We start from the raw sequence: 14,145 nt of genomic DNA on the forward strand, positions 1-14,145 counted from the left end.
TCCTGTCTTCCCTGCACAAGGTCTTGTGAGGCTCCCCCCCCCCCCCGCAGCTAAGGTTGAACTTAATCACGCGGAGTTTCCGCGGCCAGTACGGATGGCCGTATCAGTTCACAGCCGTCCCCCTCCCCTGCCCGCTGCGCCCCGCACTCATCAGCTACCCGGAGGTGACCCATGAACACCACCCAAAAGAACATCCTTGCGTGCCTCTTCGCCGCGATCGCAGCACTCCTCTTAGGCGTCACTCTTGGGCACTCAGTTGCCTGGGCAGCCACTATCGGGTGGCTCCTGGCCCTGGCTTTCTTCATCGGCGCCGCTGCCTTCTGGGCCAAAGGCACGCAGCACAAGCAGCACCAGTAGCCACACCCCGGTAGGCTCACACCGCCGCGGCGCGCCTTAACATGACTTACGGCCCCGCCCTGCACTCACACTCGTGAGGTAGGGCGGGGCCATCATTGTGCCAGCTTAGCTCGGCGTTTTAGCCGTTGAGCTTACGGTAGTCAAAGACCTGATCGATGATGCCGTACTCCACCGCGTCGGCGGCGGTGAGGATCTTATCGCGGTCAGTATCGGTGCGGATCTGCTCCGGGGTGCGCCCGGTGTGGCGCGCCAGGGTTTCATCCATCTGGCGGCGCATGCGCTCGATCTCCGCGGCCTGGATCTCCAGGTCAGAGACCTGGCCCTGGGTGCCCTGGGTGGCGGGCTGGTGGATGAGCACCCGGGCGTTGGGCAGGGCTGCGCGCTTGCCCTTGGTGCCCGCTGCCAGCAGCACGGCCGCGGCGGAGGCAGCCTGGCCCAGGCACACGGTCTGCACGTCCGGGCGGACGTACTGCATCGTGTCGTAGATCGCGGTCATCGCGGTGAAGGAGCCGCCCGGGGAGTTGATGTACATGGTGATGTCCCGGTCCGGGTCGAGGCCCTCAAGGACCAGCAGCTGGGCCATGATGTCATTGGCGGAGGTGTCATCGACCTGGGTGCCCAGGAAGATGATGCGCTCTTCGAAGAGCTTGGCGTACGGGTTGGTTTCCTTGGTGCCGTAGGCGGACTGCTCGATGAAGGAGGGCAGCACGTAGCGTGCAGAGGGCATCTGGAAGGCGTTGGTCATGGTTTATTCAGTGCTCCTTAGTTTCCCACGCTCGTCTGAACGGTCTCAATAACATGATCAACCAGGCCGTAGTCGCGTGCTTGCTCGGCGGTGAACCAGCGGTCGCGGTCGGAGTCCCGGGTGATCTGCTCGTAGGTTTGGCCGGAGTGCTCGGCGATGAGCTGGGCCATTTCCTTCTTGGTCAGGGCGAACTGTTCGGCCTGGATGGCAATATCGGCCGCGGTGCCGCCCACGCCGGCTGACGGCTGGTGCATGAGGATGCGCGCGTGCGGCAGGGCGAAGCGCTTGCCGGGGGTGCCTGCGGTGAGCAGGAATTGGCCCATGGAGGCGGCCAGGCCCATGCCGTAGGTGGCCACGTCGCACGGGGAGTACTTCATCGTGTCATAAATCGCCATACCCGCGGTCACGGAGCCGCCCGGGGAGTTGATGTACAGCGAGATGTCCCGGGTGGGGTCCTCGGCGGACAGCAGAAGAATCTGGGCGCACAGCTTGTTAGCAATCTCATCGTTGACCTCGCTGCCGAGGAAGATGATGCGCTCGCGCAAGAGGCGCTCAAATACTGAGTCGCTCAAGTTGAGGCCGTTGTGGTCGCTCATAGTTGTATCTCCTTGTGCACGTGTAACCGGACTGGTGTTTCTTCACGGATCGCCTCACCCAGGCTACCCATCGCGGTGCCTAAGGGCCCGCTTTTTCGCTGTCAGCGTAGGGCGCCGAAAAGGCCCAGGCGAATGCGCCCGGGCCTTCCTGTGGCAAGAGGTAATTTTAGTCCTCCGCGGACTCCGTCACGGAGTCGCCGTCAACCTCAATGGTGTCCTCGTTGCCGGCCGCAGTGGGATCTTCCTCCTCGCCGAAGTACTCGGCGGGGTCGACCTTGTTGCCGTCTTCGTCGGTGACGGCAACGCGGCAGATGGCGGCGGCCAGGGCCTTGCCGCGGCGCACGTCAGAGAACAGGTTAGCAATCTGGCCGGACTGGCTGATCTGCTGGACGAACTGGTTGGGGTCCATGCCGTAGGACTGCGCGGTGAACATGATGTGGTCCGTCAGCTCCTGCTGGCTGACCTCGGGGGACTCCTGCTCGGCAAGCGCGTCGAGGAAGAGCTGGGTGCGCACGGCCTCTTCGGCGTTGGAGCGCTGCTCGGCGTCGAACTCCTCGCGGGTGGTGCCCTGGGCTTCCAGCACGGAGTTGAAGGCGGCCTCGTCGTGGGCGATCTGGCCCATGAGCTGGTGCAGCTGGGCGTGGACCTGCTCGTCGACAACGCCTTCGGGCAGCGGGAAGGAGGCGTCGGCCAGCGCCTTCTTCAGTACCTCGTCGCGGATGGCGGTGGCCTGCTCGGCCTTCTTGGACTCCTCGACCTGGGTCTTGGTGGACTCGCGCAGCTCATCAACCGTGTCGAACTCGGAGGCCATCTGCACGAACTCTTCGTCGAGCTCCGGCAGGACGCGCTCCTTGGTCTGCTGAACGTGCACGGCGATGGTGGCTTCCTCGCCCTTGTGCTCGCCGCCCTGGATCTCGGCGACGAACTCGGCGTCCTCGCCGGTCTTCAGGCCCTTGATGGCCTTGTCCAGGCCGTCGATGAGGTCCTTGCTGCCCACCTCGTAGGACAGTCCCTCGGTGGTGGCCTCGTCGATGACCTCGCCGTCGATGGTGGCGGTGAGGTCAATGACGGCGAAGTCGCCCTTCTTGAGCTTGCGCTCGGTGTTCTTCAGCTCGCCGAAGCGGGCGCGCAGCTTGTCAATCTCTGCGTCAACGTCGCCGTCTTCGACCTTGAGGGCCGGCACGGTCACGGCGTAATCAGCAAAGTCGGGGACGGTGATCTCCGGGCGCACGTCCACCTCTGCGGTGAACTCCACGTAGTCCTTGTCCTCGATCTTGGTCACGTCCACCTCGGGCTGGCCCAAGGGGGTGATCTCTTCTTGCTCTAATGCCGCCTGGTAGCGCGAGGGCAGCATGTCATTGACTACCTGCTCCAGGATGGGACCGCGACCGAAGCGGGCGTCGATAAGCTGACGGGGAGCCTTGCCCCTGCGGAAGCCGGGGATGGAGACCTGCTGCGCAATGGCTGCGTAGGCCTGATCGATCTCGCTGCTCAGCTCGTCGAACGGAACGTTGACGGTGAGCTTGACGCGGGTGTCGCTCAGCTTCTCGACGGAACTCTTCACGAGTCACTCTCCTGGATAAATGTGTGGTGAAAATAAGGTACGTCGGGGCGACAGGATTTGAACCTGCGACCCCCTGCTCCCAAAGCAGGTGCGCTACCAAGCTGCGCCACGCCCCGTACGGTGGGCTAGCTTACCGATGCCCCTTTGATCGCGCTGACACCGGGGTACAAAAAGCCCCCCTGGCCGGCTGACCAGGGGGGTTGAACGTGGAGGGAACGACGGGAATCGAACCCGCGTCTTCAGCTTGGAAGGCTGAGGTATTAGCCACTATACGACGTTCCCACGATGGCTGCGGCGCGCCCCGCCTTGGAGAAACGGCAGCGCAACAACCGCGCACCATGCTAGCCCAGCGCCCCGGCAAGCACCAAACTTTGCCCCACCCGGAACCATGCACACGCGCTCCCCGTTGAGTAGGGCAGATACCCGGATGACCCACAGAAAGGCACCATGGACCACTTCTCAACCCTGCTCATCATCGCGCTGGTCGTCGGCGGATTGTTTGTGGTCAACTCCAACCGCAACCGCCAGTCCGGCCAAGCCCGCGCCGCCTCGCTCGCCGACGCCCAGGCAGACGCCCGCCGCTGGATCGACCGGCTAGGAAACCAGGTGCTCACCCTCTCCGGATCCGACACCGCCTCCACACAAGCGCTTGCCGACGCCTCCGAGCGCTACACCGCAGCCTCTGCCGCGATCTCCGACGCCACCACCGTCAAGCAAGCCATGCTGGCCCGCGAATCCGCCCTGGAAGGCATGCACTACGTCCAGGCTGCACGCGAAATCATGGGACTTCCCGACGGCCCCGAACTGCCCCCGCTGGAAGGGCAGCGCCAGGCCGGCCGCGTCACCGAAACCCGCACCATCGAACAAGACGGCCAAACCGTCACCGCCTCACCTACCGCCAGCGCCGAAACCCCCAACTACTACCCCGGCGGACGTATCGCCGGGCGCCCCGTGCCCGCCGGCTGGTACTCCACCCCCTGGTGGGCACCCGCCCTGGCCACCGGCGTGTGGACCGCCGGCTCCATGATGATGTTCTCCGCCCTGTTTAGCGGCATGGCCGGCATCGGCGCCGGCGTGGCCCACGCCGCCGAATACGGCGACACCCCGGACAACTTCGATTCCGGCGATGCAGGCGACATGGGCGACTCGGGCGACATGGGCGATGCCGCTGGTGGCGACTTCGGCGGGGATATGGGCGACTTCGGCGGGGATGCCTTCGGCGATTTCGGTGGCGGGGACTTTGGAGGAGGCGACTTCGGCGGCGGATTCGACTTCGGCGGATTCGACTTCTAGTCGCCCCGCACACCCGCACTGATCGCACCGCGCGCAGGTCAGGGGGCGTCGACAAGCGGGACAGTACCCGGTAGGCGGCGCCTGCGCGCGCGGCCGGGTATGAACGAAGGTATGCGCACTGCAGACCTCATCGAACTCCACGACGGCCACCACATCCCCCAGCTGGGGGTGGGCACCTACAAGATCGACCCCGGCATCACCGAAAGGGTGGTCACCGAGGCGTTCGCCGCTGGCGTGCGCCACGTGGACACCGCCGCCTACTACAACAACGAGACCCAGGTAGGCCACGCCATCGCCCGCTCCGGGGTGCCGCGCGAGGACATCTTTGTCACCACCAAACTCTGGAACGACCGCCACGGCGACCCCGCCGACGCGCTGCGCGAATCCCTAGACAAGCTGGGGCTTGAGCGCGTCAACCTCTACCTCATCCACTGGCCCTGCCCCGAGCAAGGCCGCTACCTCGACGCCTGGGAAAAGCTCATCGAGCTGCGCGAGGCCGGACTGACCGACTCCATCGGCGTATCCAACTTCGAGCCCGACCACCTCCAGCGCATCATCGACGCCACCGGCCAGACCCCCGTGGTCAACCAAATCGAGCTCAACCCCCTGCGCCAGCGCCGCGAACTCGTCGCCGACTGCCGCGCCCGCGGCATCGCCATCGAAGCCTGGGCCCCACTCGGGCAGGGCAGCCACACGCTTATCGACGCCCCCGCCGTCACCGCAGCAGCCCACGCTCACCGCGTCTCAGCCGCGCAGGTGCTCATCCGCTGGCACCTCCAGCACGGCAACATCATCTTCCCCGGCTCCAGCAACGGCCAGCATCTCAAAGACAACGCCAACGTCTTCGGTTTTGCGCTGTCAGACAAGGAAATGGCGGCCCTGGATGCCCTGGACGGGCAGGCCGCCTAAACCCCCGATCCGCCCCGTCCCGTGTTTACGCCTCCGCCTCCGGGCGGCTGACGGACGGGGCGATTCCGGTGCGCTCATAGTTGGACAGGATGTCAATGCGGCGCTGGTGACGCTCCGCCTTGGACCACGGCTGCTCCACAAACGCATCCACGATGGCCAGCGCCTCATCCACCGAGTGCATCCGTCCACCTAAACCAATGAGCTGGGCGTTATTGTGCTCGCGGGCCAGGCGCGCGGTCTCCTCCGACCACGCCAACGCACAGCGCGCCCCCTTGACCTTGTTGGCGGCCATCTGCTCGCCATTGCCCGATCCGCCCATCACGATGCCCAGCGACCCCGGGTCATTGACCGTACGGCTGGCAGCCTCAATGCAAAATGCCGGGTAATCATCCTCCGGATCCAACTCGAAAGCTCCGCAGTCAATAACCTCATGGCCCGCCTTGGTCAAATGGTCCACTACGGCGCTTTTCAGCTCAAATCCTGCATGGTCAGCTCCAACATAAACTCGCATGTCACCGATGATAGACGAGCAGGTCCATTGCCGCCGGACTACCAGCGCGCTGCCAGGCCCGTTCGATGGATTCGAACAAGAAACGGCAGCCGCGTCCCACCCGTTTCCTAGGGTCTGGAATGTATCCACCGCCCGGTGGATCCCCACCACCCCGCATGGTGCATGACGCGCCTTTACGGGGTTCGCCCGAAAGGATGCAGTCTCCATGTCCCAGCCCAACCAGCCCAACCAGCCTGACGGTTCCGTGCCTGGCGCTCCCGGGGCTCCCGGCGCTCCCGCACAACAGGTTGTCTACGTAGAAAAACCCAAGAAGCCCTTTTATAAGCGGCTCGGGTGCATGATCCCGCTCGGCCTGGTTGCCGTGGTGGTCATCGCCGTGGCCGTCAACGGCGGCTCCAAGGATTCCACCCCGTCCACCACCGCAGGCAACAAGTCCGACTCAGGCGCCTCCGAGCCGGCCGCAATCGGCGATACCGTGCACATGAAGAAGGCCGACGTCACCTTAAGCGGCGTGCGCGAGCAGACCGACCCGCTGGGTGGCAACCAAATCTGCGCGGACGTCTCCTTTGTCAACACCAGCGACAAGGACAAGCTCACCCTCAACGGCCTGACCGACTGGGAGGCCCAAGATCCCAACGGGGTCAGCCGCTCGCTGGCCCTGGGTGGATCCGACTACGATGCCGTTGACATCGCCCCTGGCGGATCGAAGGATGGCGTGGTGTGCTTCGACAGCGACGGCCTGTCCGGCGACTACACCTTTACATTCAAGGAAGGCCTGAGCTTCAGCAACGATTCCGCCCAGTGGAAGGCCAGCCTCTAACATCGCGCTCACAGCTCCGTTCATAGGAATGACATCGCGCACGATTATGACCAGCACTAGCGCACAATAAAACCGGCGCGATATGTCATCTTCCCCAATCTGAGTTATCGTGAGAGCTAGGCCAATTGGCCCCTTTCCCATGACTCCTACAGAAAGGACGCCTATGAAGATTTCCCAGAAGGTTGCTGTGACTGTCTCCGGCGCCGCTCTCGCCCTGACCGCTATGACCGCCCCGGCTTTCGCCTACCCGGTCAACAACGGCACCGCAGAAATCCCCGACACCGCCCCGGTGGCCGAGGAGAAGCCCGCACTGGTGATCGGAGAGGTGCCCGACACCGCCCCGACCGCCGAAGAGAAGCCCGCGCTGGTTATCGGTGAGGTCCCGGCTACTGCCCCGACCGCACCGGAGAAGCCGGCTAAGCTTACCCCGCAGGAGCAGGCGGACCTGTCCGCCAAGCGCCTGGACAACGCCCAGAAGGGTGTTGCCACCGCCAACCAGATCGTGGACACCCTGGGCAAGCTCGGAGGCCTGTTCGGTCTGACCTCCGGCAAGTAAGCCACAGCCACACGGCTGCTGTCTTTCACAGCCACCCGCCACCCCCGGCGCCTGGATCACCTCCAGGGCCGGGGGTGACGCATATCTCAAGCCCCATGAACAAGCTCAACCGTAACGCTGTTTGTCTTTACACCGATGCATGGATTGTCTCCCCCTCTGCCTGCCGAAATGAGGCCCGCCTTGCGCCCCTTCGTTGCCATCGACTTTGAAACCGCCAATGAGACGCGCCGCTCAGCATGCGCCATCGGCCTGGCCCGCTTTGATGAAACCGGCCAGCTCACCGCCACGGCAACGAGCCTCATCCGCCCCCACCAGGACGTCTTCTACTTCAACCCCATCAACACCTGGGTCCATGGCCTGACCAGCAACGACGTTGCAGACGCCCCCGAATGGAACGCAATGGCGCAAGAGGTCCGCGAGTTCATCGGCGACGCCCCACTCGTGGCCCACAACATGGGTTTTGATGGCAGCGTTCTCAACCACCTCACCGAGCTCTACGGCACGGACCCGCTACCCAATCGGCGGCTATGCACGCTGCGCCTGGCCCGGCGCCTGTTGGCCGAACAGCTAGACCGCAAATCACTGGACAACGTCTATGACTACTACTTCCCCGGCGAGACCTTCGTCCACCATGAGGCCTCCGCGGATGCTGAGGCCGCCGGACGCATCTTTGCCCGCATGCAAGACGAGCACGGCTACGAGGAATTAGAGCTCCTGTGTCCCCCGACCCGCGCCCGGAGTCGAGGCATCGGCGGATCCGCGGCACATCGCAGCGCCACCCTGGCCACCGCGGCAGAACTCATCGACCAGATCGGCGCCACCGGTACTCCCCTGGCAGGACATCGCGTGGTTTTCACCGGGACCCTCCAGCGCGCCACCCGCGCGACCGCACAGGAGGTGGTCACCGCCTGCGGCGGGCAGGCCGATAAAACCCTCACTCGCAAAACCACCATGCTGGTGGTGGGGATCCCCAACCCACAATCGTGGCGAGAAGGCCAGCCAGGCTCCAGCAAGATGGTCAAGGCCGCCGCCCTTCGGGAAAAAGGCTCCCCCATCATGGTGGTCTCTGAAGAAGAGTTCTTCGCCCAGCTGGCTGACTAAGCACCAGCCCACCACTGGGGCTGGGAGTAAAAGTGCAGGGCCTCGGGAGGCGCGCGCCTGAACAGACGATCTTCCGTGGAAAAGCTCTCGCCGGCACACTACCTCCCCCTAGTCCGAATTCCGGTCACCCGAGGGGACTAAACCTCCCCGAAGCGAGAGACACTGATGCTGCGGTACCAAGGGCCGCCCTTTTGTCACCCCTAAATAAGGCTCACCATAAGACACTCATTCAATCTGCAAATCCGGTTTGGGTTTTGTTGCGTCAAGGTTCTCTGTACCTGTTCACTTCAAGCGATGCCCACCTGGACTGATACCCATCCCACCGAGATCACGCTCAACAGCATCGGCGGATCCGTGACCATAGGAGTGAGGCAGGATTCTTGGTCTCCGACGCCCGCACCCACAGGGCATCGCCACCACCCCGCCCCACTGTCGTGTACCGAATTTTATAGGGTCCACGAATCGTTAAGAAAAGCACTCATTTTGGTTTAGTCGCTCTCAAACGCCCTTACCTTGCAGATACCTGAAATTTGCCACGAAACCCATCGCAAGAAGGATGCTAGTTGGCTACTATTATTCGCAGGCCTCGGGCACAGTGCACGCCACACTTACACAAGCCACTCCCCCTTAATTTAGGAACGCCCGAGGTCACCACATACCTCCTAGGCAAATGGTTCCCACCCAATGCCTAAATGCTCCCCTACCCGAGAGGCTAATCCATATGAGCAAGACCCCTGAGACAAAAGCTGATTCCGGCACCAAAAAACCTGTTTTCCAACGCCCCTGGTTTCAACTCCTCGTAGCCGTCATTGTCGTCGTCGCTATAGCTGGAGCATGCGGGGGCAATGGTGACAAAGACTCCACATCGAGCAACACGACCTCGCAAAGCGACTCGAAAGAACAAAAGCAAGATCGGAAGAACGCCGAGCGTGAGGCGAAGGAGCAGCAGCGAAAAGAACAAAAAGCTGCTCAAGAGGCTGAAGATGCAGAAAAAGGCAAGCTAGCCGACAGTTGGTACAAAACGCAGATGGGCCTTTCTGATGACGCCAGCTGGATGAGCATGCTTGATCGCGGTCCAGAAGTCTCCAAGTACGCATCTATCCAAAGCATCACGATTGGTCACGGTAGCAACGTGGTTGTGGAAGCTCAGCTCGACCGCAAGACAGAGGAAGACGTAGCCAAGAGTATGGCCGAGACGATGGCCGGTCTTTTGCGCAACGTTCGAGAAAAGCCGGAATGGAGCAAGGATGTTTCTTTTGTGATCATCGAAGATGGCACAAATACGCACATGGCACAGGTCCGTATCTAACACCCCTCGGCACCCCTGACGTGGAATCACCGTCAGGGGTAATCCAATCACCACCTAGGGCTACACCCATTAAGATCACAGCTCACCGAAGCACCAGAACTACGCGTTTGCTGCACCGTAGGTGGCGCGGGGATATTGTGGGGACATCGCCGAATTTGAGCCTGGTTCACGGGCCTCAAAACTGCGTTTGGCCAGGTAGAACCACCTTTTACACCTGCGGATCCTCGGTGCGGGTGCGCTTGAGCTCGAAGAAGTAGGGGTAGTCGGACAGGGCGACGGCGGCGTCGAAAAGCGATCCTGCCTCCTCGCCGGTGGGAACGCGGGTGATCACGGGGCCAAAGAACGCGGTATCGCCCAGCTTGATCACGGGGGTGCCTACCTCGTCGCCCACGGCGTCCATGGCGCCCTGGTGGAAGGCGCGCAGGGCGTCGTCCCAGTCCTCGGTTTCGGCAACAGCGGCGTATTCGGGCAGGCCCACCTGCTCCAGGGCGTCGGCGATGACCTGCTTGTAGGCCCCGTAGCCGCCCTTGGCGGACTCGCCGCCGGGATGGACGATGGTGCCCATGGCGGTGTAGAGCTCATCGACCTTGTCGGGGTGTTCGGTCTTGACCGCAGCGAACACGCGTGCCGGGCCCCAGTTGGCCTTCATCTTGCCCATGTAGGCGGGGTCGAGGTCGCGGCCTTCGTTGAGCACGGACAGGGACATGGGTACCCAGTCGACCGTGATGTCGCGGACCTTTTCTACCTCCTTGATCCAGCGGGAGGTTTGCCAGCAAAACGGGCAGGAGACGTCGAACCAGAAGGTGACGGCTTGCGTGGACATATGCGGTGACTCCTTTGTTTTGAGGGTGCTGGGTGGACACTTCTGTGAACAACACTCCCACCATAAATTGGGGTGGTGCGTCGTCCTTGCCCACCTTAGACGCAGTTGTCTCCCCTTGGCCGGGCGTGCGCGGCTACCGTAGATAACCATGACGTCTACCAATCTCACCCGTACGGAAGCCGTCGCGCGCGCGGCGCTGATCACCGTCGAGCACTATGACATTTCCCTTGACTTAAGCGATAACTGTGGGGCGTCTGACTCCCCGCACCGCACCGCGACCTTCCCCTCCACCACAACGGTGACCTTCACCGCGCGCGAGGCCGGAGACACGTTCATTGACCTGCGCGCCACCGCCCTCGAGTCGGCCACGTTGGATGGTACGGACATCACCCCGGCCGGCGACTACGACGAGGAGCATGGCCTGGCGCTGACCGGCCTGACGGCGGGAACCCACGAGCTGACGGTGACCGCCCAGTGCGTCTATTCGCGCTCTGGCCAGGGCCTGCACCGTTTTGTGGACCCCGCCGACGATGAGACCTACCTGTACACCCAGTTTGAAACCGCGGACGCCAAGCGCATGTTCGCCTGCTTTGACCAGCCGGACATGAAGGCCACCTACGCGCTGAGCATCACGGTCCCGGAGCACTGGACGGTCATTTCCAACGCCGCCCAACAGGTCAGCGAGCCGGAAAACGGCACCCGCACGCACACCTCCACCATTGACTACCAGCTGTCCACCTACCTGGTGGCCGTGTGCGCGGGGCCCTACCACGAGGTGCGCGACCAGTGGGACGGCGAGCTGACCCACCACCCGGAGACGCCGGAGGATCAGCCCACTGAGCTCTCGGTCCCGCTGGGCTTGTACTGCCGGCAGTCGCTGGCCCAGTACTTGGACTCAGACCGGCTATTCACGGAGACCAAGCAGGGCTTTGACTTCTACCACCGCAACTTTGGCGTGGCCTACCCCTTTAACAAGTATGACCAGGTCTTCTGCCCCGAGTACAACATGGGCGCCATGGAGAATGCCGGGTGTGTGACCATTCGGGATGAGTACGTCTTTTCCTCCAAGGCCACGCACTATCGCTATGAGCGGCGCGCGGATACGGTGCTCCACGAGCTGGCCCACATGTGGTTCGGGGACTTGGTGACCATGCGCTGGTGGGATGACTTGTGGCTCAATGAGTCCTTTGCCACCTGGTCGGCGGCGATCTCCCAGGCGGAGGAGACGGCTTATGACACCGCGTGGGTGACCTTTGCCAACGTGGAGAAGGCGTGGGCCTACCAGCAGGATCAGCTGCCATCGACGCACCCGGTGTCCACGGATGCCTCCGATCTGGAGACGGTGGAGCAGAACTTTGATGGCATCACCTATGCCAAGGGCGCGAGCGTGCTCAAGCAGCTGCAGGCCTATGTGGGTCGGGAGAATTTCTTTGCCGGGGTGCGCCGCCACTTTGCCGCCCACCGCTGGTCCAACGCCACGTTCGAGGATCTGCTTAAGGCCCTGGAGGCCGCTTCCGGCCGGGACCTGTCTGATTGGGCCGGCCAGTGGCTCAAGACCACGGGTATTTCGCAGCTGTCCCCGGATTTTGCGGTCACCGACGGCCACTACTCGTCCTTTGCGGTCACCCAGGGCGGCGACGTTCGCACGCACCGCATTGCGGTGGGCTTGTATTCGCTTAGCGACGCCGCCGTCACCCGCACCCAGCGCGTCGAACTGGATGTCACGGGCCCGCGCACCGAGGTGCCCGAGCTGGTGGGCGCCCCGGCCGCGGACCTGGTGTTGGTCAACGACGATGATCTGACCTACTGCCTGATGGGCCTGGATGAGGCCTCCAAGGATTTCCTGCTGGCACACATCGCCGAGATCTCTGACCCCATGGCGCGCACGCTGTGCTGGTCTGCGGCCTGGGAGATGACCCGGGCGGGCCAGCTTCCCGCCCGTGAGTTCGTGGCCTTGGTGGCCCGGGGCGCGCAGGCGGAAACGCAGCTGGCCGTGCTGGAGAAGATTCTGGCGCAAGCCGCCACGGCGGTGTCGCGCTATGCGGATCCGCAGTGGGCGCACACGACCGGGCGCGACCTGCTGGCGAACGCCCTGTTGGATGGTGCCCAGAATGCCGAGCCGGAGGCCGCGCTCATCTTCGCGCGCCAGCTCGCCGCAGTGGAGCTCAACGACGCCGCCGCCGAGTTCCTGACCGGCCAGCTCGACGGCACGGACAGCGACAATGAGCAGCGCTGGCTCGCGCTGACCGCCCTGGTCTCCCACGGGTATGTGGGTGCCGATGAGGTGGACGGGCGCATCGCCACCCTGCGCGAGCAGGACCCCTCGTCGACCGGCGCGCAGTCCGCGCTGCGAGTCCAAGCTGCCCGCCCGGATGCGCAGGCCAAGCGCCAGGCCTTCGACGCCGCGGTGGGCACCGAGCTGTCCAACCTGGAATCCCGCTTTACCTTGGAGGGCCTGACTTGGCCGGGATCGGACGAGCTGCTGGCAGAGTTCAACGAGGAGTTCTTCGCGGTGGTCACCCGGGTGTGGAACGACCAGGTCTCCGAGATCGCCCAGCGCACCATCAACGCGCTCTACCCCTACTGGGATGTCTCCGAGGAAGGCCTGGAGCGTGCTGAGCGCTTCTTAGCATCCACGCCCTCCGCCGGTCTGGCGCGTCTGATTGTGGAAAACAAGGACCGGGTGGCGCGCGCGCTGCGGCTGCGTGCCATCGACGCGCAGGCGAGCTAGCGTGCCCGCCTAGACCTCGGTGATGACCTGCATTTTCACGACGTCGGAACGCAATACCGACTCGTCGTAGGCCACCGGGGTCTTGTCCTTGTTAAACATCTGGGTGTGGATGCGCAGCAAGGGCACGTTGCGCGGCACCGCGAGCTGGTTTTGCTCCACCTCCGTGGCCACGCTGGGGGTCAGCGTGTCCGACTTGCGCACCGGGGTCAGATGGGGGGTAGCCGCCAGGATCTCCGGCAGCGGGGCGGACAGTTCGCCCTTGCCCAGCCCCTCAGAGACCTCCTCCGGCAGGTAGATGTTCTCCACCATCAGGGGGTGCCGTCGACGTACCGGATGCGGGTTACCGCCCCGACCGTCTGCCCCGGCTCCACGCCAAGGCCCTGGGCCACGCGCGCGGAGGCCTCCACGGGGCTGTGGGACAAGATCTTGGTGTTGAGCGCGAAGCCGAGCTTTTCTAGCTGCGCGGCGATGCCAGACAGGCACGTCAGCTCCACCAGCGGGGCCAGCCCGCGGATGAAGGTACCCCCGGCGCGCCCGCGGCGCCGGTCGATCAGCCCTTCGAGTTGGAGAATGTCTAGCGCATGACGCACCGTCATTCGTGCAACTCCAAAGGTATCTACGAGGCTGCGCTCATTAGGCAGCCGTTCGCCTTCCCGGTAGTCGCCGCGCTCGATCCATTTTCTCAACTCGTCCGCGATCACGACGTACGCGGGACTCTTTCTCGGCATTCGCTCAAGCACCCGTCTCATCATACTAATTCATGTAAATTTCTGCATATAGCAAGCAAAAGGCCACCATGAGGCCACTTGGGTACCGCCCGCAGCCGCCGG

Annotated in this window: 13 protein-coding genes, 2 tRNA genes and 1 pseudogene; 8 read left to right on the plus strand and 8 right to left on the minus strand. The window is 63.6% G+C overall.

The window, feature by feature from the left end:
- Positions 1-171: 171 nt before the first annotated feature.
- Positions 172-357, plus strand: coding sequence for a hypothetical protein (locus tag LH390_RS08740; protein ID WP_227281677.1), 186 nt, complete (start codon positions 172-174; stop codon positions 355-357).
- Between the two features lie 118 nt (positions 358-475).
- On the opposite strand, the gene LH390_RS08745 is transcribed toward LH390_RS08740, so the two are convergent.
- The 5 genes from LH390_RS08745 to LH390_RS08765 all read right to left on the minus strand — a co-directional run bounded on the left by LH390_RS08745 (position 476) and on the right by LH390_RS08765 (position 3,544).
- A complete protein-coding gene (locus LH390_RS08745; protein ID WP_227281676.1) occupies positions 476-1,102 on the minus strand; it encodes an ATP-dependent Clp protease proteolytic subunit in 627 nt (208 codons plus the stop codon).
- A gap of 17 nt (positions 1,103-1,119) precedes the next feature.
- The gene (locus tag LH390_RS08750; RefSeq protein WP_227281675.1) at positions 1,120-1,698 is read right to left on the minus strand and encodes an ATP-dependent Clp protease proteolytic subunit; all 579 of its coding nucleotides are present in this window, start codon (positions 1,696-1,698) and stop codon (positions 1,120-1,122) included.
- A gap of 166 nt (positions 1,699-1,864) precedes the next feature.
- Complete coding sequence (tig, locus tag LH390_RS08755) at positions 1,865-3,262, minus strand: trigger factor (RefSeq protein ID WP_227281674.1); 1,398 nt, start codon at positions 3,260-3,262, stop codon at positions 1,865-1,867.
- A gap of 42 nt (positions 3,263-3,304) precedes the next feature.
- A tRNA-Pro gene (locus tag LH390_RS08760) sits at positions 3,305-3,378 on the minus strand.
- A gap of 91 nt (positions 3,379-3,469) precedes the next feature.
- Positions 3,470-3,544, minus strand: a tRNA-Gly gene (locus tag LH390_RS08765).
- Positions 3,545-3,709: 165 nt separating this feature from the next.
- On the opposite strand from LH390_RS08765, the gene LH390_RS08770 reads away from it, so the two are divergent.
- Both LH390_RS08770 and LH390_RS08775 read left to right on the plus strand, forming a co-directional pair.
- Positions 3,710-4,555, plus strand: a complete 846-nt coding sequence (locus LH390_RS08770) for a DUF1542 domain-containing protein (protein WP_227281673.1) — start codon at positions 3,710-3,712, stop codon at positions 4,553-4,555.
- Between the two features lie 111 nt (positions 4,556-4,666).
- Positions 4,667-5,464, plus strand: coding sequence for an aldo/keto reductase (locus LH390_RS08775; protein WP_227281672.1), 798 nt, complete (start codon positions 4,667-4,669; stop codon positions 5,462-5,464).
- Positions 5,465-5,489: 25 nt separating this feature from the next.
- Here LH390_RS08775 and LH390_RS08780 read toward each other — a convergent pair whose 3' ends face one another.
- Complete coding sequence (locus tag LH390_RS08780; protein WP_227281671.1) at positions 5,490-5,975, minus strand: ribose-5-phosphate isomerase; 486 nt, start codon at positions 5,973-5,975, stop codon at positions 5,490-5,492.
- A 205-nt stretch (positions 5,976-6,180) separates the two neighbouring features.
- Here LH390_RS08780 and LH390_RS08785 point away from each other — a divergent pair, with 205 nt between their 5' ends.
- From LH390_RS08785 to LH390_RS08800, 4 genes are all read left to right on the plus strand, one after another.
- Positions 6,181-6,795 carry a DUF4352 domain-containing protein gene (locus LH390_RS08785; RefSeq protein WP_227281670.1) on the plus strand — a complete coding sequence of 205 codons (615 nt, stop codon included), beginning with the start codon at positions 6,181-6,183 and terminating at the stop codon, positions 6,793-6,795.
- A 163-nt stretch (positions 6,796-6,958) separates the two neighbouring features.
- On the plus strand, positions 6,959-7,351 hold the full coding sequence (locus LH390_RS08790; RefSeq protein WP_227281669.1) for a hypothetical protein: 393 nt from the start codon (positions 6,959-6,961) through the stop codon (positions 7,349-7,351).
- Between the two features lie 168 nt (positions 7,352-7,519).
- Positions 7,520-8,452 (plus strand): exonuclease domain-containing protein, encoded by a 933-nt coding sequence (locus LH390_RS08795; RefSeq protein WP_227281668.1) that lies wholly within the window; start codon positions 7,520-7,522, stop codon positions 8,450-8,452.
- A 721-nt stretch (positions 8,453-9,173) separates the two neighbouring features.
- Complete coding sequence (locus LH390_RS08800) at positions 9,174-9,761, plus strand: hypothetical protein (protein ID WP_227324265.1); 588 nt, start codon at positions 9,174-9,176, stop codon at positions 9,759-9,761.
- A 208-nt stretch (positions 9,762-9,969) separates the two neighbouring features.
- On the opposite strand, the gene LH390_RS08805 is transcribed toward LH390_RS08800, so the two are convergent.
- A complete protein-coding gene (locus LH390_RS08805) occupies positions 9,970-10,584 on the minus strand; it encodes a DsbA family protein (protein WP_227281666.1) in 615 nt (204 codons plus the stop codon).
- 148 nt (positions 10,585-10,732) lie between these two features.
- Between LH390_RS08805 and pepN the strand changes: the two genes are divergently transcribed.
- Positions 10,733-13,315, plus strand: coding sequence for an aminopeptidase N (pepN, locus tag LH390_RS08810; protein WP_227281665.1), 2,583 nt, complete (start codon positions 10,733-10,735; stop codon positions 13,313-13,315).
- A gap of 9 nt (positions 13,316-13,324) precedes the next feature.
- Here pepN and LH390_RS11695 read toward each other — a convergent pair.
- Positions 13,325-14,067 (minus strand): annotated as a pseudogene (locus LH390_RS11695) (GntR family transcriptional regulator).
- Positions 14,068-14,145 lie beyond the last annotated feature (78 nt).

It is taken from the genome of Corynebacterium uberis, assembly GCF_020616335.1.
Lineage (GTDB): Bacteria > Actinomycetota > Actinomycetes > Mycobacteriales > Mycobacteriaceae > Corynebacterium > Corynebacterium uberis.

Bases quoted from the DNA above. Each gene is read 5' to 3' on its own strand.
- LH390_RS08800 (WP_227324265.1), top strand. From the start codon at position 9,174: ATGAGCAAGACCCCTGAGACAAAAGCTGATTCCGGCACCAAAAAACCT.
- LH390_RS08780 (WP_227281671.1), bottom strand. From the start codon at position 5,975: ATGCGAGTTTATGTTGGAGCTGACCATGCAGGATTTGAGCTGAAAAGC.
- LH390_RS08785 (WP_227281670.1), top strand. From the start codon at position 6,181: ATGTCCCAGCCCAACCAGCCCAACCAGCCTGACGGTTCCGTGCCTGGC.
- LH390_RS08795 (WP_227281668.1), top strand. From the start codon at position 7,520: ATGAGGCCCGCCTTGCGCCCCTTCGTTGCCATCGACTTTGAAACCGCC.
- LH390_RS08775 (WP_227281672.1), top strand. From the start codon at position 4,667: ATGCGCACTGCAGACCTCATCGAACTCCACGACGGCCACCACATCCCC.
- LH390_RS08740 (WP_227281677.1), top strand. From the start codon at position 172: ATGAACACCACCCAAAAGAACATCCTTGCGTGCCTCTTCGCCGCGATC.
- LH390_RS08745 (WP_227281676.1), bottom strand. From the start codon at position 1,102: ATGACCAACGCCTTCCAGATGCCCTCTGCACGCTACGTGCTGCCCTCC.
- LH390_RS08770 (WP_227281673.1), top strand. From the start codon at position 3,710: ATGGACCACTTCTCAACCCTGCTCATCATCGCGCTGGTCGTCGGCGGA.
- LH390_RS08750 (WP_227281675.1), bottom strand. From the start codon at position 1,698: ATGAGCGACCACAACGGCCTCAACTTGAGCGACTCAGTATTTGAGCGC.
- LH390_RS08790 (WP_227281669.1), top strand. From the start codon at position 6,959: ATGAAGATTTCCCAGAAGGTTGCTGTGACTGTCTCCGGCGCCGCTCTC.
- pepN (WP_227281665.1), top strand. From the start codon at position 10,733: ATGACGTCTACCAATCTCACCCGTACGGAAGCCGTCGCGCGCGCGGCG.
- LH390_RS08805 (WP_227281666.1), bottom strand. From the start codon at position 10,584: ATGTCCACGCAAGCCGTCACCTTCTGGTTCGACGTCTCCTGCCCGTTT.